Below are 25,681 nucleotides of genomic sequence, written 5' to 3' on the forward strand. Positions count from 1 at the left end.
GAAATCTCAGGCCGGAATCCGCCGGCGGGATCAGAACTTGTAGTTCAACCCGACGCGAATCCCCTGGTAGCTGGGCGTGGACTTGGTCGAGAACCCCGAGCCAAAATCGACGACCTTCGACTGGAACTGCACATATTCGAATTCGCCGGTGACGGACCAATTGTCGTTCAACTGATGCTCGGCCCCGATGCTGGCCACGAATCCGTTGCGTCGGTCATCGCTTGCGAAAGACTGAGTGGTGCCGCCGCTGGACAGGCTGTTGGTCGTTTCGATTTCACCCTGAACGAACCCGACGGTAATGAAATACAGAACCGAACCGCTGGGGTTGGTCAGTCCGTTCTTGAACCGCAGCGACAGCACATCCGATATCTCGGAACCTCCCTGAACGGTCGTGGTGCCTATCTGCGTCGTGACACTGTCATCCAGCGAAGCGATATCGTACCCGATCTCAAACCCGTAGACGTAATCGCGCCCGCCACGCGCAGGCAGCACACCGCGCCAACCGCCCCGTATCCCGCCGTAGGCACCGCTCAGGTCAAGTTTGCCGATGGGAAAGGTGCCCGCATTGGTGGCCAGCCCGAACTGGTCTGTTCCGCCTGATCCATACCCGGCGCTGAACCCCAGATAGAAGGCGCTGACGTCTTTGGAGTAACGCTCCGGCCCCAACACGACCGGATCGGAAACGGCGCCGTCCAAATCCCCCGCATGAGTGGGAATACCTGCGCTTGCGGCCAGCAATAGGCCGGCCAGAACACGGCCCGCCCCTGTTTGTCGAATACCTGCCTGACGTGTCACTCGTACCCTCCATTGCGGTGCCCGGGCGACCCGAAGCCCCGCCGATGTAAAGCCCGAAGGCCACCTGAAACACGGCCCCGAGAATTCTGGCTATTCTCCGACCATAGTTCCAAGCGATAAATCAAGGGTAAATTTTGGAAACAAACGCCACGAGTGTTGCTTGAGCGGTGAAACGCGGCCTTGTCACAGCACCTCGCCGGCCAGTGAATTGGCGCCCGAGGCCGTGATCCGGACGTTGCAAAGATCTCCCGCCGAAAGATCGGCTCCGGAAACGTGGACGGCATGCAGATATTCGGACTTGCCCACCATCTGTCCGGCCAGACGCCCGGGTTTCTCAAACAGAACCTGGACTGTCCGACCAACCATCTCATCCTGGATCTCGCGCTGGTGCCGGGTGATCAGGGCCTGCAAGCGTTGCAGACGGTCGTCCGCCGCCTGCGGATCGACCTGCGGACGCTCGGCCGCAGGCGTGCCCGGCCGGGTCGAATACTTGAACGAATACGCATAGCCATAGCGGACCTGCTCGACCAGATCCAACGTGGCCTGGAAATCCTCTTCGGTCTCTTCGGGGAAACCCACGATGAAATCACCCGACATCAGGATGTCGGGGCGCGCTTCCCGGATCCGCTCGATCAGTCGCAGATAGCTTTCGGCGGTGTGGCTGCGGTTCATCCGCTTGAGGATCTTGTCCGACCCCGACTGCACCGGCAGGTGCAGATAGGGCATCAGCTTCTCGCAGGTGCCGTGCGCCTCGATCAGGTCGTCGGTCATGTCGTTGGGATGCGAGGTGGTGAACCGGATGCGTTCCAGCCCGTCGATCTTGTTCAATTCCCAGATCAACCCGGCCAAGGTCATGTCGCCATCGGGGCCGGCCCCGTGATAGGCGTTGACGTTCTGGCCCAGCAGCGTGATCTCGCGCACGCCGCGCTCGACCAAGTCCTGCGCCTCGCGCAGGATGCGATCGGCGGGGCGGCTGACCTCGGCCCCGCGGGTATAGGGCACGACGCAGAAGGCGCAAAACTTGTCACAGCCTTCCTGCACGGTCAGAAACGCCGTCGGGCCGCGTTTGGCCTTGGGGCGGTTCTTGAGTTTCTCGAACTTGTCCTCTTCGGGGAAATCGGTATCCAGCGCCTTTTCGCCGGCGCGCGTCTTGGCCTCAAGCTCGGGCAGGCGATGATAGCTTTGCGGGCCGACGACCAGATCGACCAGCGGCTGCCGGCGCATGATCTCTTCTCCCTCGGCCTGCGCCACACAGCCCGCCACGCCGATTTTCAGATCGGGTTTTTCGGCCTTCAACCCCTTGAAGCGGCCCAGTTCGGAATACACCTTCTCGGCCGCCTTTTCGCGAATATGGCAGGTGTTCAGCAGGATCATGTCCGCATCTTCAGGCGACTGCGTTTCCACATAGCCCTGCCCGCCCAACGCCTCGGACATGCGTTCGCTGTCATAGACGTTCATCTGACAGCCATAGGTCTTGATATACAGCTTTTTCGGTTCGGACATGGGCTGGGCCTTTTGCGTTCGCTGGACCGGCGTCGTCTATACGCATCGAACGCCGCTTGCAATGCTGGCGCAATTACCCGAATTTGACGGATATTTCCAGCAAGGCAGGCTACACGCGGGCAATGAAATACGAATCCCTCGACCACTTTCTGAAATCGGGCCGGGCAGCGTTGACCAAGGGGCCGGTCGCATTGGTTTTCGCCGAAGACGATGTCGAGCTTGATGGGACCCTGCGCCATCACTTGGACTTGGGGTTCAAATCCGTGATCGTATTTGCACCGGCCCAGTTTTCGATCCTGCCTGAAATCTTGGACCGGGTGCACCGGGTCACGATGCGGTGTTCGCCCAGAAATGTGGTGTTCGACACCATAAATCGCGTCATTCAGGCGGAGCCAAACATCTGGCTGTACTACTGCTACAACTCGGAATACCTGTTCTTTCCGTTTTGCGAAACGCGCACGGTCGGAGAGATGCTGGCCTTTCACGCCGAGGAGCGGCGCGACGCGATGCTCTGCCACGTGATCGACATCTACGCCGACGACCTGTCGGCCTATCCCAACGGCGTGGCCCCGGATCATGCGATGCTGGACAGCACTGGATACTACGCTCATTCCCGGCACGACCGGTCGGGACAACCGCTGGAGCGTCAGCTGGACATGTCCGGTGGCCTGCGTTGGCGGTTCGAGGATCACATCCCGTACGAACGGCGCCGGATCGATCGGATCGCGCTGTTCAAAAGCTGCAAGGGTCTGACCCTCCAACCCGATCACACCTTTAGCGAGCCCGAGTACAACACCTATGCCTGCCCCTGGCATCACAACCTGACGGCTGCCATCTGTTCGTTCCGCGCCGCCAAAGCTCTGAAAAGCAACGCGGGATCGACCTTTGATATTCCCAGTTTCCGCTGCCCCTCCTCGGTTCCTTTCCAATGGAATTCGCACCAGTTGCTGGACCTTGGCCTGATGGAACCTGGCCAGTGGTTCTGAGCGCGCCGGAACGGCTCAGCGATTGAGCAGAATCGGGAACCAGTCCTCGCGCAGTCGTTGTCCAGCCCGCATGTCATGCCCCGGAAACGGCGGCGACGTCCGGCCCGGACGCTCGACATACCGGGCGTCATCCCCGACCAGCCGCAGCGAGAAGGCGCGGCGCCGGCTGTCCGACTGGTTTCCTCGGGCACCGTGCAGGGTTCGGAAGTTGAAGGCGACCGCATCGCCGGGTTCCATGTCGAACTCAACGATCCGCATCCCTTCGGCCTCGGGGTCTGGCACCGCGATGTACTGGCCCTCGTCAGGAAAGAAACCCTCTTCCGAAACCCAGCGCGTCGGCAACACTTCCTTTTCCCACAGGTGCGACCCGGCCACGCACCGCAGAGTCGCCTGCGTCACCGGGTCGAGCGGCGACCAGAAGCTTATCGTCTGACGCCCTTCCACAAAGTAATAGGGCCCATCCTGATGCCACGGCGTGGCCATCGAGGTGCCGGGCTCCTTGACCAGAACGTGGTCGTGGAACATCTGGACCGAACGTGACTCCATCAGGTCGGAAGCGACCTCGGCAACCGGCGAGGCTTGAATGACCTGCCGAAACTCGGGGATGCGAGACCAGTTGCAATAGTCGTCAAAGAAACGGCCGGTTTCGCCTTCTTTCTTGTTTTCCGACGCATATGGCCCGGGATCAGCCATGTTGCGTGCCACCCCTTCCCGCAAGACATCAACGTGATCGGCGAACAGGCCCTCGACCAGAACAACCCCGTCATTGCGATAGGTTTCGATCATCTCCGGGGAAACAAGAGGGTGTGGCATGTCGGTCTCCGTCATTTGCTGAGACCGATTTGCACCTGTCCGGCACCCCTGTTCAAATCATATCTTTCAAAATAAGCATTAACTCCATGTTATATATCACCTTGCGCCAGTACGAATATGTTTGCGCCATTGGGCGACACGGAAGCCTGTCCGCCGCGGCACAGCACCTGAACGTATCGCAACCTGCCCTTTCAAACGCGCTGACCCGGGTCGAAGAACACCTGGGCCATCCGCTATTCTCGCGCCGACGCGGCGCGGCAATGTCGCTGACGCCTCAGGGGCGCAAGTTCATCGACAAGGCCGAAGCCTTGCTGACGAGCGCAGCCCAGATCGAAGAGGCGAAAGCCCCGGTTGCCGGAACAAGCCATTTGAAGTTGGGTTGTTTTGTGGATCTTGCGCCGTTCCTGCTGGCGCGGGCAATGCAGACGATCAGGGACACCCTTCCCGATATCGCTCTGACCCACGGTGTTGACACTTTCGAAGGCTTGATCGGCGGATTGACCGACGGACGTTTCGATCTGGCGCTCACCTACGACCTAGGCCTTGATTCCGGTTTCTCACGCCACAAGCTGCTGGACAGTACGCCAAACGCGCTGGTCAGTCCTGCGCACCCTCTGGCCGGGCAAGGCAGCGTTTCACTTGCCGAGCTTGAACAGTACCCGCTCATCCTGTCCAAAGAAGGTCTGTCAGCGCAGCATGTCCTGGGCTTGTTCCGGCGTCATGGGCTGCACCCCAGCGTGTCCTGCCGCGCGGAATCGCTCGAGATCCAACGCAGTCTTGCGGCCCATGGTGAAGGGGTGGGCATCAGCTATGCCAGCCCGCAAAACGGCCTTAGCTATGATCGGATGCCGCTGCTGAGCCTGCCGATCAGCGACCCCGATGCAACCGAGGCCGTGATTCTGGCTCGTCACGGCACCGGTCCTGCGGACACGACAGTCTCCGCTGCTGAACAGGCTCTGGTTAGGTCGCTTGGGAAACTGTGATCAGCGCTTTTTGCGCAGCCGGATGACAACGTCCACCGACGCGATCTCGACCCCGGCCGGTGCTTCGGGCAGACGCTGGATAACCAGTTGGTCGGACGGCGCATCGCTGAGGCGGCCCTCGTCCTCCCAGAAGAAATGCGGGTGGTCATGGGTGTTGGTGTCGAAATAGCTTTTCGAGCCGTCCACGGTGATTTCCTGCAGAACGCCGGCATCGCAGAAGGCACGCAGGGTATTGTAGACCGTTGCAAGGGAAACGGCGTCGCCCTTGGTCTTGGCCGACTCGAACAGGCTTTCGGCGGTGACATGTCGGTGGCGGCCATCGCCCACCAGCAATTCGGCCAAGGCAACACGCTGGCGCGTCGGGCGCAGCCCGGCGTCAACCAACCAGTTCGTAGCGATGTCCCGACTTTGAGCTGTCATGAAACCATTACCCAATTTCCCCTGCCCCATTATATAAGTGCCGACCACCACCAATTTCAAATGAAATTCATTCGCAATCAACGGCTCCGGCGGGCCGGATGTGTTCGGGTGGTCTTGCAGGACCTTGCAAACGGGTGATAGACGAGGCCAGATTGAATAAACAGACCCCTGGCAGGAGACGCGGCAGAATGGCCCAATTCCCAAGCAGCTTTGACAAGGACGACCTGCTGAAATGCGCGCGCGGCGAACTCTTCGGCCCCGGAAATGCTCAGCTTCCGGCTCCCCCGATGCTGATGATGGACCGCATCACCGACATTTCAGGCGACGGCGGCGCGCACGGCAAGGGGCATGTCGTGGCCGAATTCGACATCACACCGGACCTTTGGTTCTTCGATTGCCACTTTCCCGGAAACCCGATCATGCCGGGTTGTCTGGGTCTTGACGGACTGTGGCAGCTGACCGGTTTCAACCTCGGCTGGCGTGGCTGGCAGGGTCGCGGCTATGCGCTGGGTGTGGGCGAAGTGAAACTGACAGGCATGGTGCGCCCTGACCGCAAGATGCTGACCTATTACGTGGACTTCACCAAGGCAGTCCAGACCCGCCGCCTGACTATGGGTGTGGCGGATGGCCGGGTCGAAGCGGATGGCGAAGTCATCTATCAGGTCAAGGACATGAAGGTTGCATTGTCGGAAAGCTGACCCCAGCTGACTGACAGTCAACAGGGAATGGAACACAGGAGAACGCAAATGCGTCGCGTCGTCGTCACCGGTTTGGGGGTTGTCTCTTCCATCGGGAACAATGCCGAAGAGGTTCTGGCCTCGCTCAAGGCGGGTAAGTCCGGCATCGAGGCCAGCGAGCAGATGGTCGAGCACGGCTTCCGCAGCCAGGTCGCAGGGACGCTCAAGATCGATGTGTCGGAACAAGTCGACAAGCGCACTTTGCGGTTCATGGGACCAGGCGCCGCGTATGCCCATATCGCGATGAGCCAGGCAATCGCTGACGCGGGGCTGAGCGAAGATCAGGTCGTCAATCCGCGTACCGGTCTTGTTGCCGGGTCCGGTGGACCGTCCACCAGTGCCATGCTGACCGCACACCAGACTGTTCTGAAAACCGGCGCAACCAAGCGCATCGGACCGTTTGCCGTTCCGAAATGCATGTGCTCGACGATCTCGGCCAACCTGGCGACTGCGTTCAAGATCAAGGGCATCAACTACTCGATCACCTCGGCCTGTTCGACGTCGTTGCATTGCATTGGAAACGCGGCCGAGCAGATCATGCTGGGCAAGCAGGACGTGATGTTCGCTGGCGGCGGTGAAGAACTGGACTGGACCTTGTCCTGCCTGTTCGATGCGATGGGCGCGATGTCCTCGAAATACAACGACACGCCCGAAAAAGCCTCGCGCGCATTCGATCAGAACCGCGACGGGTTCGTGATCTCGGGCGGCGGCGGCATCGTCGTTCTGGAAGAGCTGGAACATGCTCTGGCCCGCGGCGCGAAGATCTATGCCGAGGTGACGGGCTATGCCGCAACCTCGGACGGGCACGACATGGTCGCGCCCTCGGGAGAAGGTGGAGAGCGCGCGATGCGCCTGGCCTTGTCCACCCTGCCCGAAGGCCGCAAGGTCGGCTACATCAACGCGCACGGAACCTCGACACCGGTCGGGGATGTGGGCGAAGTCGAAGCCGTCCGCCGGATTTTCGGCGAGGGCAATGTGCCGCCGATCTCCTCGACCAAGTCGATGACCGGCCACGCTCAGGGTGCTGCCGGCGCGCTCGAGGCTATTTTCTGCCTCTTGATGCTGCAGCATGATTTCATTGCGCCGTCGATCAATGTCGACACGCTGGCCGAAGGCATCCAGCCCGGCGAAATTGCAACTGAGGTTGTTGAAAACGCAGGTTTGGACAGTGTCATGACCAACAGCTTCGGCTTTGGTGGCACCAACGGTTCCATGATTCTGTCCAAGTATAACGGGTGATTATGATGTCGGATTCTATGAAGGGTAAGCGCGGGCTGATCATGGGCGTCGCCAATGATCGGTCGATCGCCTGGGGCATTGCAAAGGCCATGCACGAAGCGGGCGCTGAACTGGCATTCACCTACCAGGGCGAGGCCTTCGGAAAACGGCTGGAACCCCTTGCACAGAGCCTGGGCAGCGACTTCATGGTCGATGCGGACGTGACCGATGACGCATCGCTGGACCGGGCATTCGACGAACTGGCCGCCCGTTGGCCAACGATTGATTTCCTCGTCCACGCCATCGCCTACTCGGATAAGACCGAGCTGACCGGGCGGTTCCTGAACACCACGCGGGCGAATTTCAAGCACTCGCTGGATGTCTCGGCCTATTCGTTCATCGAAGTGGCCCGTCGCGCCTATCCGATGATGAAGGAAAACGGCGGGACGCTGCTCACCCTGACCTATCAGGGTTCGAACAAGGTCGTGCCGAACTACAATGTTATGGGTGTTGCAAAGGCTGCCCTGGAATCGGCGACGCGCTATCTTGCAAATGATCTGGGCCCCGACGGGATCCGGGTCAACGCCATCTCGCCCGGACCTATGAAAACCCTGGCCGGCGCGGCCATCGGGGGGGCTCGCAAGACCTACAAGTTCTGCGACCAGAACGCCCCGCTGCGATCGAACGCCACGCTGGAAGCGGTTGGCGGCACGGCCGTTTACCTTGCGTCGGACGCGGGGGCCTGCACCACCGGTGAAATCATTCGCGTAGACGGCGGTTTCCACATCCTGGGAATGCCACAGCCCGACTTCATGTGACGCGATCTTTCCCTGTCGTTGCCAAGATTTTACCAAACTTCCGCGGCAGGGATATCACATGAGCAAACTAGACCGGATAATCGCGACCAATTCGCGTGCATCTCACTCTCGTCGCAAGACCGGAGTGCTCAGCAGCCGCGCGCGAACGCTACTGCTGACCCTGACGACATTGTTGGTATTGTGGATCTTCTTTACCCAACCGCAGCTTCGTGAGGCGGTTGGGTCATTGTTGGGCGGCTGAACGCGCCCTGATCAGTTGATCGAAACGACCTCGATGTCGAAGATCAGATCCTGGCCCGCCAGCGGATGGTTTGCGTCCAGGGTCACGGTTTCTTCGTTGGCGTCCACCACCGTCACAGGCAGCGCCTGGCCATCGGGGGTCTGCATCTGCAGCTGGGTGCCGGGGTCCAGTGGGATGTCGTCCGGGATGCCTTCGCGCGGAACGTCCTGGCGCATCGCGGGGTTGATCGGCCCATAAGCGTCCTGGCAATCCACTTCGACCCGTTTCTTCTCGCCGATTTCCATGCCCGGCAGAGCGGCGTCCAGACCCGGAATGATCTGGCCGGACCCCACGGCGAACTCCAGCGGATCGCGTCCTTCCGAGCTGTCGAAAACGTTGCCGTCCCGCAAAGTTCCAGTGTAGTGAATGCGAACCGTGTCGCCTTGTTTGATTGCGGTCATAACTGTCTCCGACCTGAGTTTAGAATGAGCGGTCAAACCTAGAGACTGACCCGCCAATGTAAACCCTTTTACGCTTTAACCCGCGCATGGCCTGTGCCAACCTGCCCCGGAAGATGGGGAGAGGCAGATGGCGATCACAACCTGCGTTTTCGATGCGTATGGAACCCTTTTCGACGTGGCCGCAGCCGCGCGTCAGGCGGCCGCCGAACCGGGCCAGGATGCGCTGCGTGACAAGTGGCCTGAACTGGCCAACCACTGGCGGTTGAAACAGCTGCAATACACGTGGCTGCGTGCTGTGGCGGACGCTCATGCCGATTTCTGGGACGTGACGCAGGATGGCCTGGACTGGGCGCTCGAGGCGACGGGCCTGCAGGGGGACCCTGCGCTGCGGCAGAGACTGCTGGACCTGTATTGGGAACTGCAGGCCTATCCCGAGGTTCCCGCCATGCTTAAGGCGCTCAAGGACGGCGGGATGCAGACCGCGATCCTGTCAAACGGATCGCCGCCCATGCTGGAAGGCGCGGTCAGGTCTGCGGGTATCGGCGGCGTATTGGACGACATTCTGTCAGTTGAAAGCGTCGGCGTCTTCAAACCGCATGCACGGGTCTATGATCTTGTGTGCGACCGTTTCGGGTGCGAAAGATCGAACGTTCTGTTCGTCAGCTCGAATGGTTGGGACGCCGCCGGAGCCAGCGGGTACGGGTTCGTTACGGCCTGGGTCAACCGCGCCGGCGAGCCGATGGACCGATTGCCGTGGACCCCGGCGCATGTCCTCTCCGACCTGACCTCGATCCCGGAACTGGCGGGCGTTTGATGCCACAATTCACGACGTCTGACGGTCTGCGCCTGACCTACGAAGATACAGGCAGCGGCAAGCCGCTACTGTGCCTTGCCGGCCTGACCAGAAACAGCCGGGATTTTTCCTTCTTCACGCCGCACGCCAACGGACTACGGGTCATTGCGATGGACTATCGGGGGCGCGGAGACTCGGATTTTGATCCGGATTATCGCAACTATTCCGTTCCGCGCGAGGCGCAGGACGTGATCGAGTTGCTGGATCACCTCAACCTCGATCGGGTCAGCATCCTTGGCACCTCGCGTGGCGGGTTGATTGCCATGACCGTCGCCGCAATTCGCCCCGAACGTCTGAGTGCCGTCATTCTGAATGATGTGGGCCCCGTAATCGAACCGTCGGCCATCGGGCGCATTATGGATTATGTCGGCAAGGCTCCTGCCGCAACAACGCTGGAACAGGCCGCTTTTGCGCTGAAACAGGCAATGGACCCGCAGTTTCCGGGCGTATCGATTGAAACCTGGAGAAAGCAGGCCGCATTCCAGTACGAAGAAACCGGCACCGGCCTGCGGTTGCGTTATGACCCCGCATTGAGAACCGCGTTGCAAGAACAGATTGCAGCGGGCCCGCCCGCTGATTTGTGGCCATTGTTCGAAGCCCTGAACCCGCTTCCCACCGGAGTGATCCGTGGAGCGAACTCGGACTTGCTGAGCTCCGAGACCCTTGCAGAGATGCACCAGCGTCATGCGAGGTTGATTTCGGCCGAAGTGCCCGACCGGGGCCATGTTCCATTTCTGGACGAACCGCAGTCCCTAACCGTCATTCGCAAGGTACTGGATTTGATATGAGCACAATTGACCTGATCGAAGCCGCTGCCGTGCGCCTACACGGGCACGCGCGCGAAACCCCGATCCTCACATCGCCGTTTTTGGACGACCTTGCCGGGCGGCGCGTTCTGGTCAAGCCCGAGTGCCTTCAACATACCGGAAGCTTCAAGTTTCGCGGAGCGTGGTCTGCGATTTCCGCACTGGATGCCGAGGCTCGCAAACGCGGGGTCATCGCGTATTCATCAGGCAACCATGCGCAGGGCGTGGCGCATGCGGCTACACTTCATAGTGTTCAGTCCGTCATCATCATGCCGTCCGACGCACCGGCCCTGAAGATCAAAAACACTCGAGCTTTGGGCGCCGAGGTCATCCTTTATGATCGCGCCAATGAAAGCCGCGAAGAGATCGGCGAGGCGTTGTCCCGGGAGCGCGGTCTTACGTTGATCCGGCCGTATGACGAACCGCAGGTGATCGCCGGTCAGGGCACCGTCGGCCTCGAGGTGGCGCGGCAGGCGCGCGATCTCGGTGTGACCGACGCCGATGTTCTGGTATGCTGTGGTGGCGGTGGACTGACCTCAGGCGTGGCACTTGCCCTGGAAAAACATGCGCCAGGTCTCAGGGCGCGCCCCTGCGAACCCGAAGGATTCGACGATGTCAAAAGATCCCTGGCCTCGGGGTCTGTTCAGACCAACAACGCAGCCGCAGGCAATATCTGCGACGCGATCCTGACACCGCGGCCCGGTGATATCACCTTCCCGATCCTCCGTCGCCTCTGCGGACCGGGATTGGCGGTATCCGAAGACGAGGCTCTCCACGCCATGGCCTTGGCGTTCCTGCGCCTCAAGGTCGTTCTGGAACCGGGCGGGGCAGTCTCGTTGGCGTCGGCGTTGTTCCGCAAGGACGATATCGAGGGCGACGCCGTTATCGTCGTGGCATCGGGCGGGAATGTCGATCCACAGGTCTTTGCCCGCGCGTTGGAATTCCTTACCTGACAACGGGTTAGGACAGATGCAATAAATCGCGGCGTAAACTGTCGGAATGATCGCAGCAAAAAAGGCTGACCAGATGCACATCGCTGATCTCGGAGATGTTCAGATTCACTATCGCTTGGACGGTGACCCGGATGGTCCACCTTTGGTCTTTGCCAATTCGTTGGGCACCGACATGCGCTTGTGGGACCCCGTGCTACCTCTGCTTCCCAAAGGTCTGCGCATCATCCGCTATGACAAGCGGGGGCACGGCCTGTCCTCGCAACCGGATGGCGCCTATTCAATGGGAAGTCTGGTGCGCGATGCCGAGCGGCTTCTGGACTTTCTCGAGGTACGGGATTGCGTCTTCGTCGGCCTGTCGATCGGCGGAATGATCGCGCAGGGGCTGGCCGTCAAGCGGATGGATCAGATCCGGGCGATGGTCCTGTCCAACACGGCCGCCAAAATAGGGACGCCCTCTATGTGGGCCGATCGGATGGCAGCCGTTCGTACAGGTGGGATCGAGGCGCTGGCCGAAGCAACCATGGAGCGCTGGTTTTCGAAAGCATTTCGGGAAACCCCCGATGTCGAGCTATGGCGCAACATGATGGTACGCCAACCGGTCCAGGGGTATCTGGGCTGCTGTTCTGCCATCTCGGGCACGGATTTCTATACGCCAACCAGCGGGCTTAGATTGCCGACGCTGGGAATTGCCGGCTCGGAAGATGGCTCGACCCCTCCCGATCTGGTGCGCGAAACCGTCGACCTGATCCCCGGCTCCCGGTTCGAGCTGATCCGCAAGGCCGGGCACCTGCCCTGCGTCGAGCGGCCCGAGGTCTACGCCGAGTTGCTGAACGCTTTTCTGCGAGAAACCGGACATATCTGAAGGAGGTCACGGTGGCGGAATTTCTTCTTGTTCACGGGTCTTGCCACGGCGCATGGTGCTGGCGCGATCTGATACCGGAACTTGAGAATCTGGGGCATTCGGTCCGTGCGATCGACCTGCCCAGCCATGGATCGGACCCGACCCCAGTGTCCGAGGTCACGCTCGAGATGTGTCGAGATGCGGTTTTGAATGCCACGACCCCGCAAACGATCCTTGTCGGCCATTCCTGGGGCGGCTACCCGATCAGTGCGGCCGCCGAATTCGCCCCTGACCGGATGCGGGCCCTGATCTATGTCTGCGCCTACGTGCCGGTCTCCGGGCTGTCGATGATCGAAATGCGCCGGCGCGCACCTAGGCAGCTGATTGGCGATGCGGTCGAGAAATCGGCAGACGGACTGTCCTACAGCGTGTTGCCGGACCGGGTGCAATCCCTCTTCTACCACGACTGTCCGGCCGACGTTGTCACCTATGCCCTGGCACGCCTGTGCCCGCAGGCGATCCGCCCGCAGGACACGCCGTTGGATCTGAGCGAGCGTTTTGACGGAATTCCCAAGGCCTATATCCGCACTACGGATGACCGGACGATTCCAACTGAATACCAAGAAGAGATGAGCCATTGCGCGCCGCCCGAATTGCGCCTGACGATCGACAGCTCCCATTCCCCATTTTTCTCGCACCCCGCAGATCTCGCCCGTCAATTGGACGCAATCGCCACCCGCGTCTGAGATCCGGCCCGGCCAAGGTTAACGTGCCATCAGACGAGAATATCGTCTCAATGACAAAAGACCGGGTTACAACACGACAGGCGGGCGACTAAGGTCCTGCAAAATAAGTCATTCGTTCGGTTTCATGCGTCTTCCTTTTCTTTTCGTACTGGGCACTGTCATGATCGATGCAATGGGCATCGGACTGGTCATGCCGATCATGCCTCAGCTGATCGTCGAGGTTCAGGGCGGCTCTCTGGCATCGGCAGCCATTTGGGGCGGCATCCTCAGCACGGCCTTTGCCGCGATGCAATTCCTGTTCGGTCCGGTGCTTGGCAACCTGTCGGATGCTTACGGACGCCGCGCGGTCTTGCTGGTTTCTCTGTTTGTCATGAGCTTGGACTACGTGGTCATGGCCATGGCCGGCAGCATCTGGCTGCTGCTGATCGGCCGCATCGTGGGCGGCATCACGGCGGCCACCCACTCTACCGCAGCGGCCTTTATGGCGGATGTATCGAAACCCCATGAAAAGGCCGCCAATTTCGGTCTCATCGGAGCGGCTTTTGGTGTAGGTTTTGTCCTCGGCCCTTTGATGGGAGGATTGCTGAGCGAATACGGAACCCGCGCCCCGTTCTGGGCGGCCGCCGGATTGTCATTTGCAAATTTCCTGCTGGGCCTCGCGGTCATGCCTGAGACGGTCACGGACAAAAACCGCCGCGGATTCCGCTGGCACCGCGCGCGTCCTGACAGCGCATTGCGTGCCATCGCCGCCCTGCCCGGCATCCGACCGTTGCTGTGGGTATACTTTTTGTACTCGGTATCGATCTACGTCTATCCCGCCATCTGGTCATACTTCACGACCGAGCGTTTCGGTTGGTCGCCGCAGATGATCGGGTTGTCACTTGCGGTCTACGGATTGGGAATGGCTGCGGTTCAGGGCGGCTTGATCCGCCCCGCCACCCGCCACTTGGGAGAGCGGACCACGATCGTTTGGGGCATGATCTTCGAGATCGTCAGCTTTCTGGCTCTGGGTTTTCTCACAAACGGCACGATTGCCTTGATGCTGATTCCGATCACCGCACTGGGCGCCGTCGTGACGCCAGCCCTTCAGGCACAGATGTCACGCGCAACGCCGGATTCGCAGCAGGGAGAGCTTCAGGGGGTTCTGGCCGCTCTCCACGCGCTGTCGATGGTGATCTCCCCGTTGGTTATGACCACCGTTTTCGCCCAATTCGCGCGGGTTGATGCAGCGTTCTACCTTCCAGGGGCCCCGTTCCTGTTGGCATTGCTGCTGATGCTGGCCGGATTCGTCCTGTTTCTGCGCGCACATCGCAGCGAAACGTAACAACGACACGGGAATGACGGTTTCAGCCTTGCGGACCGCAGGTTCCCGCGTCACCGTGGCCCAAACCAAACGAGGGATCCATGCAGACCATCAAAGCCGCCGTATGCCGCGCCTTCAACGAACCGCTTGTCATCGAAGACATCCAGATCGCGCCGCCCGGCATGGGCGAGGTCGAGGTCACGCTGGATGCGGTGGCGATCTGCCATTCCGACATCACCTATGCCAGCGGCGCTTGGGGCGGGTTTCTGCCCGCCGTCTACGGGCACGAGGCTGCCGGTGTGGTCTCGGCCGTCGGAGAAGCCAGCGGAGGGTTCAAGGTTGGCGATGCGGTCGTGGTGACCCTGATCCGCGCTTGCGGATCGTGCCCGTCCTGCGCCAGCGGCAAGCCGGTGATCTGCGAAACGCCCTATGACACCGTCAAGGGTCCGCTGCGCACGGCGGACGGTGGGCCGCTGGAACAAGCGATGGCCTGTGGTGCCTTTGCCGAAAAGGTCGTGGTCAGCCACCGCCAGATGGTCAAGATACCCGACGCGATGCCCAAGGACGTGGCCAGCCTGCTGTCCTGCGGGGTGATCACCGGCGTGGGGGCGGCGGTCAACGCCGCGCAGTTGCGCCCGGGTCAGGATGTCGTGGTCATCGGCGCCGGCGGGGTGGGCCTGAACGCCATCCAGGGCGCGCGGCTGGCCGGGGCCCGGAGGATCGTGGCCGTCGACATGACCGAGGAAAAGCTGGAAATCGCCAAGGAATTCGGCGCCACGCACGGGGTGCTGGCCACGCTGAAAGAACCGTGGAAAGCAGCCTACAAGGCCCTGGGCGGTCGCGGGGCCGATGCGGTTCTGATCACCGTCGGTGCAATCCCCGCTTATGATCAGGCGCCCCGCTATCTGGGTCGCGGTGGCAAGGCGGTTATGATCGGCATGCCGCATTCCGGTGCGCAATCCAGCTATGAGCCGGTCATTCTGGCGGCCCTGGGTCAGGGCATGGTCGGGTCGAAGATGGGCGACGTGGTGATCCAGCGCGACATTCCGTGGATGATCGATCTGTATGAACAGGGGCGACTGAAGTTGGACGAGCTGATCTCGGGGCGCTGGACGCTGGAACAGATCAACGAGGCCATCGAAGACACCAAGACCGGGTCGGCCAAGCGCAACGTGATCGTATTCGACCGGGGCTGACGGCCCCGGACCACCGGCGGGAGGAGACCGGATGAAACTGCAGGATCTCGACATCATCGTGACCGCCCCGCCCGCGCCGGGCTGGGGTGGGCGCTATTGGATTCTGGTGAAAGTCACCACCGATACCGGCATCACGGGCTGGGGCGAGTGTTATGCCTCCTCGGTAGGTCCCGAGGCGATGAAACACGTCATCCGTGACGTCTTCGACCGCCACATGGCCGGCGAAAACCCCGAGAATATCGAGCTGATGTTCCGTCGTGCCTATTCCAGCGGCTTCACGCAGCGCCCCGACCTGACCGTTATGGGTGCGTTTTCGGGACTGGAAATCGCGTGTTGGGACATTCTGGGCAAGGACCGGGACCGCCCGGTATACGCTCTGATCGGCGGCCGGATGAACGACCGCATCCGTGCGTACACCTATCTGTACCCGCTGCCGCAGCACAATCTGACCGATTTCTGGACCTCGCCCGAACAGGCCGGGGAAAGCGCCGCCGAAGTAGTCCGGCGCGGCTTTACCGCAGTCAAGTTCGACCCGGCGGGCCCCTACACGATGCGCGGCGGGCATATGCCGGCCATGTCCGACATCTCGATGTCGGTGGCCTTCTGCAAGGCGATCCGTGACGCAGTGGGCGACAAGGCCGACCTGCTGTTCGGCACCCATGGCCAGTTCAACACCGCGGGCGCCATCCGTCTTGGGCAGGCAATCGAGCCTTATTCGCCGCTGTGGTTCGAAGAGCCCACCCCCCCGGACATGATCGAGGACATGGCCCGCGTCGCCCGCAGTGTCCGCATCCCCGTGGCCACGGGCGAGCGGATGACCACCAAGGCCGAATTCGGCGCGGTTCTGCGCGCCGGCGCGGCCGAGATCCTGCAGCCCGCCTTGGGCCGGGCCGGTGGTATCTGGGAGATGAAGAAGGTCGCCGCCATGGCCGAGGTCTTCAATGCGCAGATGGCGCCGCATCTCTATGCCGGGCCGGTGGAATGGGCCGCCAACATCCATCTCGCGGCCTCGATCCCGAACCTGCTGCTGCTCGAGACCATCGAAACGCCGTTTCATGACCAGCTGATCAAGGGCTCGATCCGGGTCGATAACGGCTTTGTCGAGCCGCCTTCGGCCCCCGGCCTGGGCATCGAGGTCGACGAGGAACTGGCCCGTGCCCACCCCTATTCCGGCGACGGTCTGCACCTGCAGATGCAGGAAGCCCCCTGCGACTATGTCAACGGCAATGCGTTTCAGGGCGGGGCCCCGGCAACCGAGGGATGACAATTTCAGACAAGTTGGTGCATACTGCGTCTACCCCTTATTTCCATCCCCAAGGTACCACGTGACTTTCACTGACGCCGAATTGACGACCCCACAATCCGAATTGCCCTCGGAAATGGAGGAAAGCGCCGCGCAAGCAGCGGCTTTCCTCAAGACGCTGGCGCATCAGGGCCGCTTGATGATCCTGTGCCATCTCGCGGCCGGAGAACGCTCGGTGGGCGAGCTTGAAGCCTTGCTCAAGTTGCGCCAGGCCGCGGTCAGCCAGATGCTGGCGCGTCTGCGAACCGAAGGCCTGGTTTCAACCCGCCGAGAGGGCAAGACGATCTACTATTCGCTGCGTGACGGCAAAGCCAAGCAGGTGATCGAGTTGATGCATTCCCTGTTCTGTAGCCCGCAGGCCTGAACCTGTCAGCGTGATACATAGCCTGCGATCACCTGCAACAGCTTGAACGCGGTCGCAGCATCGTTTTCTACCACGGCCAGGAACTCTTCCTCGCCGATACGCAGGCAGGTCAGATCGGTTTCGGCCACCATGCTGAGTGCGCGGGGCTCTTTGCGGATCAGGCCCAGTTCGCCCACCAGGGTGCCGCTGCCGACGCGGGTCACCAGCCGATCCTCCTCGGGCGGCTGCGGCAGGTACAGACCCGCTTCGCCGTCGATGATCATGTAGGCACCATCGGTCGGCTGGTCATCCTTGAGGAACACGACTTCGCCGGCCTTTGCCTCGTACCAGCGCGCACCAAAGGCGAGCAGCCGCAGCTGACGACGATCCAGCCCCGAAAACAGCGGCGTCTGTTCCAAGGCACGCAGCTTTCGCGTGAGGTCCGCCGAGGCTGCACTGTCACCTTCGACATCCGACGGAACCTGATCGGACACTACGCGCCCCTGTCGGATCTCGACAAACATGTCGAAAGCGCCGGGGTTCTTGAACTGTTCGTTCAGGTAGATGATCGTGGCGTCCGGAAGCAGCTCTCGCAGGTTTCTGAACACAGCCACCTGCGTGTCCATGCCATAACTCGCCAGCGCATTTTCCAGTATCAGGATATCCGGCTTCTTGATTGTCGCGCGGGTAAAGGCCAAAGGCTCGGCCAGCGCGGCCGGCAGGTTCTGCCCGCCCAGCGCGACCGGTACATCGTAGATCAGCTCAACCACCAGCGGACGGGCTCCGTTTTCGGTCAGCACGTCTGCGATCACTTTCCGAACCTCGTCCGACCGCGCGCCCCCGATCTGGCTGACCTTGCCGAACAGCGCATTCTCCATAACCGTCAATCCGGGCGCAAAGGTGGCCGGGTCCAGCGGCTCGAACACGTCGTTCAGGCGCTCCATCAACTTGTCGGAATGGCTGTGCCGCAGTTCGAGGATGCGGTTCTTGAGCTCTTCGGAAAAGGCCGGCCCAATCTGTTCGGCCGAGATCACGAAAGGCACGGCCAGCAGGCTGGCCAACTGGTCATCGTCCAACCCCGATGCGCCGGTTTCCCGGGTCCTCTCCACCAGGTCGACAGCGGCTTCGTAGGTGGCGGCCTCGAGACCCAGCTTGCGGAACAACGGGTGATCCGTCCCGTCCAGACCAAAGATCTGACGCAGCATTTCGATCACGTCACGTGTCAGGCCGACCAGTGTTTCATCCAGACCCAACTCGCGCAACTGCCCCAGGAAAACGGTCTGCCGGGCCAGCAACTCTTGCGTCACCTGCACGCGTGGCACAGCAAACAGCAGGTTTTCGGCAACGGGCAGCGCAGCGTTGTACGTCATGCGGTCGAAAATCAGGGCTTGCGACTCCAGACCGGCCTTTTTGACAGCGTCCTGCACCAAAGGCCGCAGCTCGATCAGCTTGGCAGCAAGGTCGGGGTGTTTTTCGGGATCGAAACCCAACTCGGCCCCGCGTTGGAACAAGATGGGCCCGGAGCCCAGTCCGTCGATCAGCTTCAACCACCAATCGCGCAGCTGCTCGGCCGTTTCGAACCCGGCCAGTGAAGGGTCCAGCCATGTGGCCCGGAAGGGATCGGGGCTGTTTCCCGCACGCAGCGTTTCAAGGTGGTCCGCGTCCTCCGGTGGAGCGGTCAGAGGCCTGAGCTGCATCGGCATCATCACGTTGCCGCCAACGGTTCCCTGGAACATCACCGGTCGCGATGTGGCATGACCGATCCGGGCCGCCACGACGGCCTGGTGCAGCGAGGACAGGTTAACACCCCTGATTTCGACCCGGCCCGAACTTGGCAGGATCTCCCGGGTCAATAGATCCGCCAAGGCCCGGCGGTCCTCTTCGCTGGGGGCGGCGATCCCTATGGTCTTACCGGCGGGGAAGGTCAGGTTCAGATCATCCAGAACCTGATTGCCATCCAGATCACGCACCGAGACTTGCTCCAACTCGATCGGGCCATTCAGGTGCGGTCGGCTGTCGGGCTCGCCTTCGAACAGGGTTTCATCCAGCATGCCGCTCGGGGCGAACCGTTCGATGACCACCTCCCAGCGCAGCGACATGTCCTGTGTCTGGTTGTAGTAGGTCAGCAGTTCCTTCCAAGGCGAGCTGAGGTCCTTGTAGGCAGCGAGCGCTGCCACGAGAGCACCAAGCGAAACTGACCCCTGCAGAACCAGCAAACCACCGACCAGGTAGAACAGGAACGGAGTCAATTGAGAGATGAAGTTATTGATGAACTTCATGAAGAATTTTTTCTGGTAGATCTCGAACCGGATGCTGAACAGCCGGGACAGTTGATCTGAAATCAGGGCTCGGCGATGGCGCCAGCCGCCGTTCTGCCGCAGAGTTGCCGCGCCGGCCGCGTTCTCGCCGATCTGAGCGGCCAGTACGCGCACCTCCTGGATCCGGCGCTTGTTCAACAGGTTGATCTGGCGCTGCAATCGCGGGATCAGCCAGGCCTGCAATGGGATCAGCGCGACAGCAGCCAATCCGAACCAGACGCTTTGCAGGAATAGAAAGGACAGGATTGTCAGCATCTGCCCCGCCTGAAGGACAGGCTGGCTGATCGCATCGCCCATCAGCCCGCCCATCGGCTCGCTTTCGGCGGTGATCATCGAGACCAGTTCGCCCTGACTGACGCGCTCGAAATAGGGTTGAGGAAACAACAGTGCGCGGTTGATCAACTGGTATCGGAACCGGCGCAGCATTCGTTCGCTGAGAACGCCTTTCATCGTGTTGATGCGCATCTTCATCAAACCATGCGCCAACACCGCCGCCAAAAAGGCGAAGCACAAAATTACCAGAAACGTCGTCTGCGACAGACTGTATCCCCAGGCATCCACGATCTCGCTGGAGGCGCCGATTGCGTCGTTGATGATGCGTTTGGGCAATTCAAGCGTCAGGTACAGCAGCGGGAACAAAGTTGCCGTCACGGCCAGCAGAACAAGCTGATCACGCTTGGAATACTTCCAAATAAATCCAAAAATTGAACGTTCTATGGCCCCTGCCCCTACTGGTGACCCGAAACTGTTTTGCAGCGATCCTGCCGCGGTCAAAGCAGCACGACGGTACTGCAATCGCGCTTGGATAGGCAAATGGTTTCCAAGGCGAAAACTATTTCGACTTGTGTGAACTAGTTCATTTGCGATCCTGTCTCATAGCCCTTAGTCTGAAGGTCAGGACGATATCGGGAGGGTAGTTTTTGCCTGCTACACTTGGCACTGTGTTGCTTCTGCTGTGTGCACTGCAGATCAAACACATGTTTGCCGATTTCTACCTTCAAACGCCCAAGATGCTGTCTGGGCGGGGGGAGTACCTGCATGTCGGGCGCGCACAGCATGCCGCGGTGCATGTTGTGGGCTCAGTCGTGGTTTTCCTGATATTCGGCGCGCCGCTTTCGTTCATTCTGATCATCGGTGCGCTCGAGTGGATCGTGCATTTCAATATCGATTTCGCCAAAGCCAGCTATTCCGACAAGAAACAATTGCAACCTGATCAGGCCGCCTTTTGGCGGGCCGCCGGTTTGGATCAATGCCTGCACAACCTCACTTACATCGCGATGGCCTGGGCCTGGGTTGAATTCGTCGCGCGGTAGTCAGAACTCGACCGAACGATTGCGTTTGACCGCCCGTAGAACCACATTCGTCTGCGCACTTGCGACGGCCGGCAAACGAAACAGAAACCTCTCCAAAAAGACGTTGTAGGCGGCAAGATCGGAACACTGCACTCGCAGGTGATAGTCTGCCTGACCGGTCGTTGCGAAACATTCCTGAACTTCCTTGCAGGTTTCGATTGCCCGGATGAACTCCACGATCTTGTCGGGATCATGCCGCGTCAGATGCACATGTACGATCGCCTCGAACCCCAACCCCAGCGCGACCGAGTTCACAACTGCGCCGTAGCGTTCAATGATGCCGGCCTCTTCCAATGCGCGCACCCGTCTCCAAAGGGCCGAGGTCGACATCCCGACCGCATCGGCCAGGTCCGCATTCGACACGCGGCTGTCCTTTTGTAGCAGGGTCAGAATCCGGCGATCTCTGTCGTCCAGCTGCATCATTTGGTAAGCCATTTCGTGTTTTTCGTGTTTTTCGGTTAATTCTATCGGATTTTTATCAGAATTTCGGATCCATTGGTACAACATTTCGTAAGTACCGAACTACAGTTGTTCATCTCAAAGCCAATCCAGGTCCAAGCCATGAGCCGCCACGACAGCAATCTTCGCACTTATCAACTCGCAGACCGGTACGAACAGACCGAGGGTCGCGTGTTCCTGACCGGGACACAGGCGCTGGCGCGTATCCTGATGGATCAGGCGCGGCGCGATCGCGATGCCGGGCTGAACACGGGCGGGTTCGTCTCGGGCTATCGTGGATCGCCCTTGGGCGGGCTCGACCTGGAGCTTTGGCGCGCGCGCGAACGGCTGAAATCCGACCGCATCACCTTCATGCCCGCCGTGAACGAGGATCTGGGCGCAACCGCCGTTCTGGGCGCGCAGCAGGCGACTCTGGACCCGCAGTGCGAATTCGAGGGCATCTTCTCGATGTGGTACGGCAAGGGGCCGGGCGTCGACCGCTCGGGCGATGCGCTGAAGCACGGCAATGCCTATGGCTCGGCCCCCAAGGGCGGCGTGCTGGTCGTGGCCGGTGACGACCACGGCTGCGTCAGCTCCTCCATGCCGCACCAGTCCGACGTGGCCTTCATGGCATGGTTCATGCCTACGCTGAACCCCGCCTCGGTCGAGGAGTATCTGGAATTCGGCGAATACGGCTTTGCGCTGTCGCGGTTTTCCGGCACCTGGGTCGGGTTCAAGGCGATCTCGGAAACCGTCGAAAGCGCCCGCTCGGTCGAGCTGCGCCCCGACCGACAGTTCATCCTGCCCGAGATCGACCTGCCCCCCGGCGGGTTGCATGTGCGCGCCGCCGACCTGCCCTCGCCCGAGATCGAGACCCGCATCCAGCACAAGCTGCGCGCCGTGCGCGCCTTTGCCGAAGCCAATCCGATCGACCAGCGCATCTATGACATCGACCACGCCAAGTTCGGCTTTGTCACCACCGGAAAGGCGCATCTGGACCTGATGGAGGCGCTGCGCCTGCTGGGACTGGACGAGGCCGCCTGCCGCCGTCTGGGCATCGACATCTACAAGGTCGGCATGGTCTGGCCGCTGGCCCGACGCAACGCGCTGCGCTTCGTGAAGGGCAAAGCCGAGGTTCTCGTGGTCGAGGAAAAGCGCGGCATCATCGAAAGCCAGTTCAAGGAATATTTCTATGACTGGCCCGGCGACAAGCCGCAAAAGATGGTGGGCAAATACGACAGCCACGGCGAGCCGCTGATCCCCTGGACGGGTGAACTTAGCCCGCTGATGCTGGTGCCGATCGTGGCCGACCGCCTGCACCGGTTTTTCCCCGAAGAGGACCTGCCCGCCAAAGCCAAGGCGCTGACGGACCAGCCGCCGCAACTGATCAACGTGCCTGGTGCAACCCGCACGCCCTATTTCTGCTCGGGCTGTCCGCACAACACCTCGACCAAGGTGCCCGATGGTTCGATCGCGGCCAGCGGCATCGGCTGCCACGTCATGGCCTCGTGGATGGATCGCCACACCGTCGGCTATGCCCAGATGGGCGGCGAAGGCGTGCCGCATGTGGTGGCGTCCAAGTTCAACGGCGGCAAGCACATCTTCCAGAATCTCGGCGAGGGCACCTGGTATCACTCGGGCTCGCTGGCGATCCGGCAGGCGGTCGCGGCCGGGACCAACATCACCTACAAGATCCTCTACAACGACGCCGTGGCCATGACCGGCGGCCAGCCGGTGGACGGCCCGGTCAGCGTCGCCGGCATCGCCCAGACCTGCCGCGCCGAGGGCGTGGAGCGGATCGCCATCGTGTCTGACGACATCTCGAAGTTCCACCACGCGGATTTCCCGTCGGAAACCACGTTCCACAACCGGGCGGAGCTGGACACCCTGCAGCGCGAACTGCGCGAGATCCCGGGCGTGACCGTTCTGATCTACGAACAGACCTGCGCCACCGAAAAGCGCCGCCGCCGCAAGCGCGGCACGATGGAGGACCCCAAGCGGTTCGTCTGGATCAACGATCTGGTCTGCGAGGGCTGTGGCGACTGCTCGGTCGAATCCAACTGCCTGAGCGTCGAGCCGCGCGAAACGCCGCTGGGCCGCAAGCGCAAGATCAATTTGAGCTCGTGCAACAAGGATTTCTCGTGCCTCAACGGATTCTGCCCCAGCTTCGTGACCATCGAAGGCGGCGAACGCCGCAAACACATTACAAAGCTGGATCTGGGAACACTCGAGGACGGGCTGCCCGACCCTGCCCTGCCCCGCCTGGACAAACCGTTCGAGTTGCTGGTAACCGGCGTGGGCGGCACAGGCGTGGTGACGGTTGGTGCGCTGATCACGATGGCGGCCCATCTCGAAGGGAAAGGCGCCTCGGTCCTGGATTTCACAGGCTTTGCTCAGAAATTCGGAACCGTTCTCAGCTATATCCGTTTAGGAGACACTCCAAACGCGCTGAACCAGGTCCGCATTGATCAGGGCGCGGCCGATGCGGTGATTGGTTGCGACGTCGTCGTCAGTTCGGGCCCCAAAGCCTCGGCGCATTACCGCAAGGGTACGCGCGTGGTCCTGAACCGGGCGGAAATGCCGACCGGCGATATTGTTCTGCGCCGCGACGCTCAGTTGCAAGTAAAAGCCCGTGAACAAGCCATTCAGAACGTGGTCGGAACGGAAAACCTGTTCGGTTTCGACGCCAATGCGGTGGCGGAAACCCTGCTGGGTGATGCCGTGTTTGCCAATGTGGTCATGCTGGGTTTTGCGTGGCAGCACGGTCTTGTGCCGGTATCGCATGTCGCGCTGGGTCAGGCGATTCTGCTGAACGGCGTCGCTGTCGAGAAGAACCGTCTGGCTTTTGCAATCGGGCGCAACATGGCAGTTCGTCCGGACGTTCTGGCGCTGCCTTCCGACGACGTTGGTTCAGAAGAAACACTGGATCAGATGATTGCGCGCCGTACCGCCTACCTGACCGAGTATCAAAGCGCGAAATACGCGCAGGCCTATGCCGATCGTATCGCCACCTTCCGCTCGGCTCTGCCGCAGGCTTACGAGACCCTGCTGCGCAGCGTCGCTCGCAACCTGTTCCGCTTCATGGCCTACAAGGATGAGTTCGAAGTCGCGCGGCTGATGACTTCGGACCATTTCGCGCAGGACCTGGCCAACCAGTTCGAGGGCGATTTTGCGGTCCGCTTCCATATGGCGCCGCCCCTGCTGAGCCGCAAAACGGACGCAAGGGGCCGACCGCTGAAAAAGGCGTTCGGACCTTGGATGCAGCCGGTTCTGCGGGGCCTGTCAAAGATGCGGGCGCTGCGCGGAACAGCTCTCAATCCGTTTGCCTATCACGCCGAAGCGCGCCTGCATCGCGATCTGCTGAAGTGGTATCAGGAGCTGTTGGACCGCGTCGTGGCCGAGTACGGGGATCGGGATGCCGAAACGTGGCAAAGCATCCTGGCCTGCGCTGACGAGATCCGCGGTTACGGCCCGGTTCGGATACAAGCGGCCGAGACCGCCAGACGAAAGGTCGATGACTTGTTGCGCGTGCCGCGCGCTCAGGCCGCCTGATCCAGCGCCGAGGCCTTGTAGGCCGCAAGCCAAACCGCATCCAGCCGGTCGACAACGGCCGGATCGAACCGGTCTTCGACCTCCCAATACCGGCCGGATGGCACCACGTAGCCGACCTCACACTCGGCTTTAAGCAGGGCATCGACGTGTTCGGTGCTCGGCAGGGCCTGGGAGGTCATTCCGGTATGCGAGACGGACGGATATACTAGGCGGCTGGGGCCAGAGGACAATCGCACCATATTGCAATCCTGACGCGCCGCCAGCAGCGCCAGCCGTGCCGATTTCGCCTCGAGCGAGCGCAGAGTGACGTCGGCGCGCAAGGGATCGGCCGTTCCCTGGCCGTAGAAATGTGTGTTGCCCGAGCGCGGATAGACCATGTCGCAGCCAAAGAAGGCCATCACCGATGGTTTGAGAGCACCCAGCGCCCAGTACCCGGCGGTAAAGGCCATGGTGCCACCGGCATAGACGAAGCCGCCATACGCGTTCTGGATCGGAACATAATCCTGCGCCGTAACGATGCGTTGCGTCGCTGTCAGACAGTCGGGGCGGTTCTCGGCCGGAAAATCCTCGGGATGGATCAGGAAATCCCAATCTCCGCGGATGCGCCAGGCGTTGTTGATGGCCACGATATGAGTGAACGACCCACGCGCCCATTCCCGTGCCGCCAACGCCGCAGGCGCACTTCCCAAGATCAGAACTCTGGTGTCATTCTTCGCCATCGCG

General features: G+C 61.1%; 24 protein-coding genes. 16 read left to right on the top strand and 8 right to left on the bottom strand.

Features of this window, described 5'->3' with window-relative positions; genetic code table 11:
• Nucleotides 1-30 precede the first annotated feature (30 nt).
• Both AC2FNL_RS14380 and miaB read right to left on the bottom strand, forming a co-directional pair.
• On the bottom strand, nt 31-795 hold the full coding sequence (locus AC2FNL_RS14380) for an outer membrane protein (RefSeq protein ID WP_496834055.1): 765 nt from the start codon (nt 793-795) through the stop codon (nt 31-33).
• A gap of 183 nt (nt 796-978) precedes the next feature.
• Nucleotides 979-2,298, bottom strand: coding sequence for a tRNA (N6-isopentenyl adenosine(37)-C2)-methylthiotransferase MiaB (gene miaB, locus AC2FNL_RS14385; protein WP_496834056.1), 1,320 nt, complete (start codon nt 2,296-2,298; stop codon nt 979-981).
• 122 nt (nt 2,299-2,420) lie between these two features.
• On the opposite strand from miaB, the gene AC2FNL_RS14390 reads away from it, so the two are divergent.
• Complete coding sequence (locus AC2FNL_RS14390) at nt 2,421-3,284, top strand: hypothetical protein (protein WP_496834057.1); 864 nt, start codon at nt 2,421-2,423, stop codon at nt 3,282-3,284.
• 15 nt (nt 3,285-3,299) lie between these two features.
• On the opposite strand, the gene AC2FNL_RS14395 is transcribed toward AC2FNL_RS14390, so the two are convergent.
• On the bottom strand, nt 3,300-4,097 hold the full coding sequence (locus AC2FNL_RS14395) for a phytanoyl-CoA dioxygenase family protein (RefSeq protein ID WP_496834058.1): 798 nt from the start codon (nt 4,095-4,097) through the stop codon (nt 3,300-3,302).
• 86 nt (nt 4,098-4,183) lie between these two features.
• On the opposite strand from AC2FNL_RS14395, the gene AC2FNL_RS14400 reads away from it, so the two are divergent.
• Nucleotides 4,184-5,080 (top strand): LysR family transcriptional regulator, encoded by an 897-nt coding sequence (locus tag AC2FNL_RS14400; RefSeq protein ID WP_496834059.1) that lies wholly within the window; start codon nt 4,184-4,186, stop codon nt 5,078-5,080.
• Here the strand turns inward: AC2FNL_RS14400 and irrA are convergent, their stop codons facing one another.
• Complete coding sequence (irrA, locus tag AC2FNL_RS14405; RefSeq protein ID WP_093964586.1) at nt 5,081-5,500, bottom strand: iron response transcriptional regulator IrrA; 420 nt, start codon at nt 5,498-5,500, stop codon at nt 5,081-5,083.
• 188 nt (nt 5,501-5,688) lie between these two features.
• On the opposite strand from irrA, the gene fabA reads away from it, so the two are divergent.
• Genes fabA through AC2FNL_RS14420 form a run of 3 tightly spaced genes read left to right on the top strand, consistent with a single transcriptional unit; the run spans nt 5,689 to nt 8,273 of the window.
• On the top strand, nt 5,689-6,198 hold the full coding sequence (gene fabA, locus AC2FNL_RS14410) for a bifunctional 3-hydroxydecanoyl-ACP dehydratase/trans-2-decenoyl-ACP isomerase (protein WP_093964585.1): 510 nt from the start codon (nt 5,689-5,691) through the stop codon (nt 6,196-6,198).
• 48 nt (nt 6,199-6,246) lie between these two features.
• Nucleotides 6,247-7,476 carry a beta-ketoacyl-ACP synthase I gene (fabB, locus tag AC2FNL_RS14415; protein ID WP_170339862.1) on the top strand — a complete coding sequence of 410 codons (1,230 nt, stop codon included), beginning with the start codon at nt 6,247-6,249 and terminating at the stop codon, nt 7,474-7,476.
• 5 nt (nt 7,477-7,481) lie between these two features.
• A complete protein-coding gene (locus AC2FNL_RS14420) occupies nt 7,482-8,273 on the top strand; it encodes an enoyl-ACP reductase FabI (RefSeq protein ID WP_093965010.1) in 792 nt (263 codons plus the stop codon).
• A 252-nt stretch (nt 8,274-8,525) separates the two neighbouring features.
• On the opposite strand, the gene AC2FNL_RS14425 is transcribed toward AC2FNL_RS14420, so the two are convergent.
• Nucleotides 8,526-8,954: an FKBP-type peptidyl-prolyl cis-trans isomerase gene (locus AC2FNL_RS14425; RefSeq protein ID WP_170339858.1), complete on the bottom strand. Its 429-nt coding sequence runs from the start codon at nt 8,952-8,954 to the stop codon at nt 8,526-8,528.
• A 127-nt stretch (nt 8,955-9,081) separates the two neighbouring features.
• Here AC2FNL_RS14425 and AC2FNL_RS14430 point away from each other — a divergent pair, with 127 nt between their 5' ends.
• The 9 genes from AC2FNL_RS14430 to AC2FNL_RS14470 all read left to right on the top strand — a co-directional run bounded on the left by AC2FNL_RS14430 (nt 9,082) and on the right by AC2FNL_RS14470 (nt 17,319).
• Nucleotides 9,082-9,768, top strand: coding sequence for a haloacid dehalogenase type II (locus tag AC2FNL_RS14430; RefSeq protein ID WP_170339856.1), 687 nt, complete (start codon nt 9,082-9,084; stop codon nt 9,766-9,768).
• On the top strand, nt 9,768-10,595 hold the full coding sequence (locus AC2FNL_RS14435; RefSeq protein ID WP_496834060.1) for an alpha/beta fold hydrolase: 828 nt from the start codon (nt 9,768-9,770) through the stop codon (nt 10,593-10,595). Before AC2FNL_RS14430 ends, AC2FNL_RS14435 begins: the two co-directional genes overlap by 1 nt.
• Nucleotides 10,592-11,566, top strand: coding sequence for a threonine ammonia-lyase (locus tag AC2FNL_RS14440; protein WP_496834061.1), 975 nt, complete (start codon nt 10,592-10,594; stop codon nt 11,564-11,566). Before AC2FNL_RS14435 ends, AC2FNL_RS14440 begins: the two co-directional genes overlap by 4 nt.
• 73 nt (nt 11,567-11,639) lie before the next feature.
• A complete protein-coding gene (pcaD, locus tag AC2FNL_RS14445; protein ID WP_496834175.1) occupies nt 11,640-12,428 on the top strand; it encodes a 3-oxoadipate enol-lactonase in 789 nt (262 codons plus the stop codon).
• A gap of 11 nt (nt 12,429-12,439) precedes the next feature.
• Nucleotides 12,440-13,153, top strand: a complete 714-nt coding sequence (locus AC2FNL_RS14450; protein WP_496834062.1) for an alpha/beta fold hydrolase — start codon at nt 12,440-12,442, stop codon at nt 13,151-13,153.
• Between the two features lie 124 nt (nt 13,154-13,277).
• Nucleotides 13,278-14,477, top strand: coding sequence for a TCR/Tet family MFS transporter (locus AC2FNL_RS14455; protein ID WP_496834063.1), 1,200 nt, complete (start codon nt 13,278-13,280; stop codon nt 14,475-14,477).
• An 80-nt stretch (nt 14,478-14,557) separates the two neighbouring features.
• Entirely contained in the window at nt 14,558-15,652 is a 1,095-nt protein-coding gene (locus tag AC2FNL_RS14460) for a Zn-dependent alcohol dehydrogenase (RefSeq protein ID WP_496834064.1), read from the top strand.
• 31 nt (nt 15,653-15,683) lie between these two features.
• On the top strand, nt 15,684-16,916 hold the full coding sequence (locus AC2FNL_RS14465) for a mandelate racemase/muconate lactonizing enzyme family protein (protein WP_496834065.1): 1,233 nt from the start codon (nt 15,684-15,686) through the stop codon (nt 16,914-16,916).
• Between the two features lie 115 nt (nt 16,917-17,031).
• Nucleotides 17,032-17,319: an ArsR/SmtB family transcription factor gene (locus AC2FNL_RS14470; RefSeq protein ID WP_170340532.1), complete on the top strand. Its 288-nt coding sequence runs from the start codon at nt 17,032-17,034 to the stop codon at nt 17,317-17,319.
• 5 nt (nt 17,320-17,324) lie between these two features.
• Here AC2FNL_RS14470 and AC2FNL_RS14475 read toward each other — a convergent pair whose 3' ends face one another.
• Nucleotides 17,325-20,321 carry a cyclic nucleotide-binding domain-containing protein gene (locus AC2FNL_RS14475; RefSeq protein WP_496834176.1) on the bottom strand — a complete coding sequence of 999 codons (2,997 nt, stop codon included), beginning with the start codon at nt 20,319-20,321 and terminating at the stop codon, nt 17,325-17,327.
• A 215-nt stretch (nt 20,322-20,536) separates the two neighbouring features.
• Here AC2FNL_RS14475 and AC2FNL_RS14480 point away from each other — a divergent pair, with 215 nt between their 5' ends.
• Entirely contained in the window at nt 20,537-20,929 is a 393-nt protein-coding gene (locus tag AC2FNL_RS14480; protein WP_093964572.1) for a DUF3307 domain-containing protein, read from the top strand.
• Here AC2FNL_RS14480 and AC2FNL_RS14485 read toward each other — a convergent pair whose 3' ends face one another.
• Nucleotides 20,930-21,391 (bottom strand): Lrp/AsnC family transcriptional regulator, encoded by a 462-nt coding sequence (locus AC2FNL_RS14485; RefSeq protein WP_496834177.1) that lies wholly within the window; start codon nt 21,389-21,391, stop codon nt 20,930-20,932.
• Nucleotides 21,392-21,529: 138 nt separating this feature from the next.
• On the opposite strand from AC2FNL_RS14485, the gene AC2FNL_RS14490 reads away from it, so the two are divergent.
• Nucleotides 21,530-24,958, top strand: coding sequence for an indolepyruvate ferredoxin oxidoreductase family protein (locus AC2FNL_RS14490; protein ID WP_496834066.1), 3,429 nt, complete (start codon nt 21,530-21,532; stop codon nt 24,956-24,958).
• Here the strand turns inward: AC2FNL_RS14490 and AC2FNL_RS14495 are convergent.
• Nucleotides 24,946-25,677: a hypothetical protein gene (locus AC2FNL_RS14495; protein ID WP_496834067.1), complete on the bottom strand. Its 732-nt coding sequence runs from the start codon at nt 25,675-25,677 to the stop codon at nt 24,946-24,948. The genes AC2FNL_RS14490 and AC2FNL_RS14495 overlap by 13 nt on opposite strands.
• Nucleotides 25,678-25,681 lie beyond the last annotated feature (4 nt).

The sequence above is a fragment of the Ruegeria sp. CRTD044 genome (genome assembly GCF_059613485.1).

Bases quoted from the DNA above. Each gene is read 5' to 3' on its own strand.
- irrA (WP_093964586.1), bottom strand. From the start codon at position 5,500: ATGACAGCTCAAAGTCGGGACATCGCTACGAACTGGTTGGTTGACGCC.
- AC2FNL_RS14395 (WP_496834058.1), bottom strand. From the start codon at position 4,097: ATGCCACACCCTCTTGTTTCCCCGGAGATGATCGAAACCTATCGCAAT.
- AC2FNL_RS14465 (WP_496834065.1), top strand. From the start codon at position 15,684: ATGAAACTGCAGGATCTCGACATCATCGTGACCGCCCCGCCCGCGCCG.
- AC2FNL_RS14460 (WP_496834064.1), top strand. From the start codon at position 14,558: ATGCAGACCATCAAAGCCGCCGTATGCCGCGCCTTCAACGAACCGCTT.
- fabB (WP_170339862.1), top strand. From the start codon at position 6,247: ATGCGTCGCGTCGTCGTCACCGGTTTGGGGGTTGTCTCTTCCATCGGG.
- AC2FNL_RS14390 (WP_496834057.1), top strand. From the start codon at position 2,421: ATGAAATACGAATCCCTCGACCACTTTCTGAAATCGGGCCGGGCAGCG.
- AC2FNL_RS14470 (WP_170340532.1), top strand. From the start codon at position 17,032: ATGGAGGAAAGCGCCGCGCAAGCAGCGGCTTTCCTCAAGACGCTGGCG.
- AC2FNL_RS14495 (WP_496834067.1), bottom strand. From the start codon at position 25,677: ATGGCGAAGAATGACACCAGAGTTCTGATCTTGGGAAGTGCGCCTGCG.
- AC2FNL_RS14440 (WP_496834061.1), top strand. From the start codon at position 10,592: ATGAGCACAATTGACCTGATCGAAGCCGCTGCCGTGCGCCTACACGGG.
- fabA (WP_093964585.1), top strand. From the start codon at position 5,689: ATGGCCCAATTCCCAAGCAGCTTTGACAAGGACGACCTGCTGAAATGC.
- AC2FNL_RS14420 (WP_093965010.1), top strand. From the start codon at position 7,482: ATGTCGGATTCTATGAAGGGTAAGCGCGGGCTGATCATGGGCGTCGCC.
- AC2FNL_RS14490 (WP_496834066.1), top strand. From the start codon at position 21,530: ATGAGCCGCCACGACAGCAATCTTCGCACTTATCAACTCGCAGACCGG.
- miaB (WP_496834056.1), bottom strand. From the start codon at position 2,298: ATGTCCGAACCGAAAAAGCTGTATATCAAGACCTATGGCTGTCAGATG.
- AC2FNL_RS14430 (WP_170339856.1), top strand. From the start codon at position 9,082: ATGGCGATCACAACCTGCGTTTTCGATGCGTATGGAACCCTTTTCGAC.
- AC2FNL_RS14400 (WP_496834059.1), top strand. From the start codon at position 4,184: ATGTTATATATCACCTTGCGCCAGTACGAATATGTTTGCGCCATTGGG.
- AC2FNL_RS14485 (WP_496834177.1), bottom strand. From the start codon at position 21,391: ATGATGCAGCTGGACGACAGAGATCGCCGGATTCTGACCCTGCTACAA.
- AC2FNL_RS14455 (WP_496834063.1), top strand. From the start codon at position 13,278: ATGCGTCTTCCTTTTCTTTTCGTACTGGGCACTGTCATGATCGATGCA.
- AC2FNL_RS14435 (WP_496834060.1), top strand. From the start codon at position 9,768: ATGCCACAATTCACGACGTCTGACGGTCTGCGCCTGACCTACGAAGAT.
- AC2FNL_RS14425 (WP_170339858.1), bottom strand. From the start codon at position 8,954: ATGACCGCAATCAAACAAGGCGACACGGTTCGCATTCACTACACTGGA.
- pcaD (WP_496834175.1), top strand. From the start codon at position 11,640: ATGCACATCGCTGATCTCGGAGATGTTCAGATTCACTATCGCTTGGAC.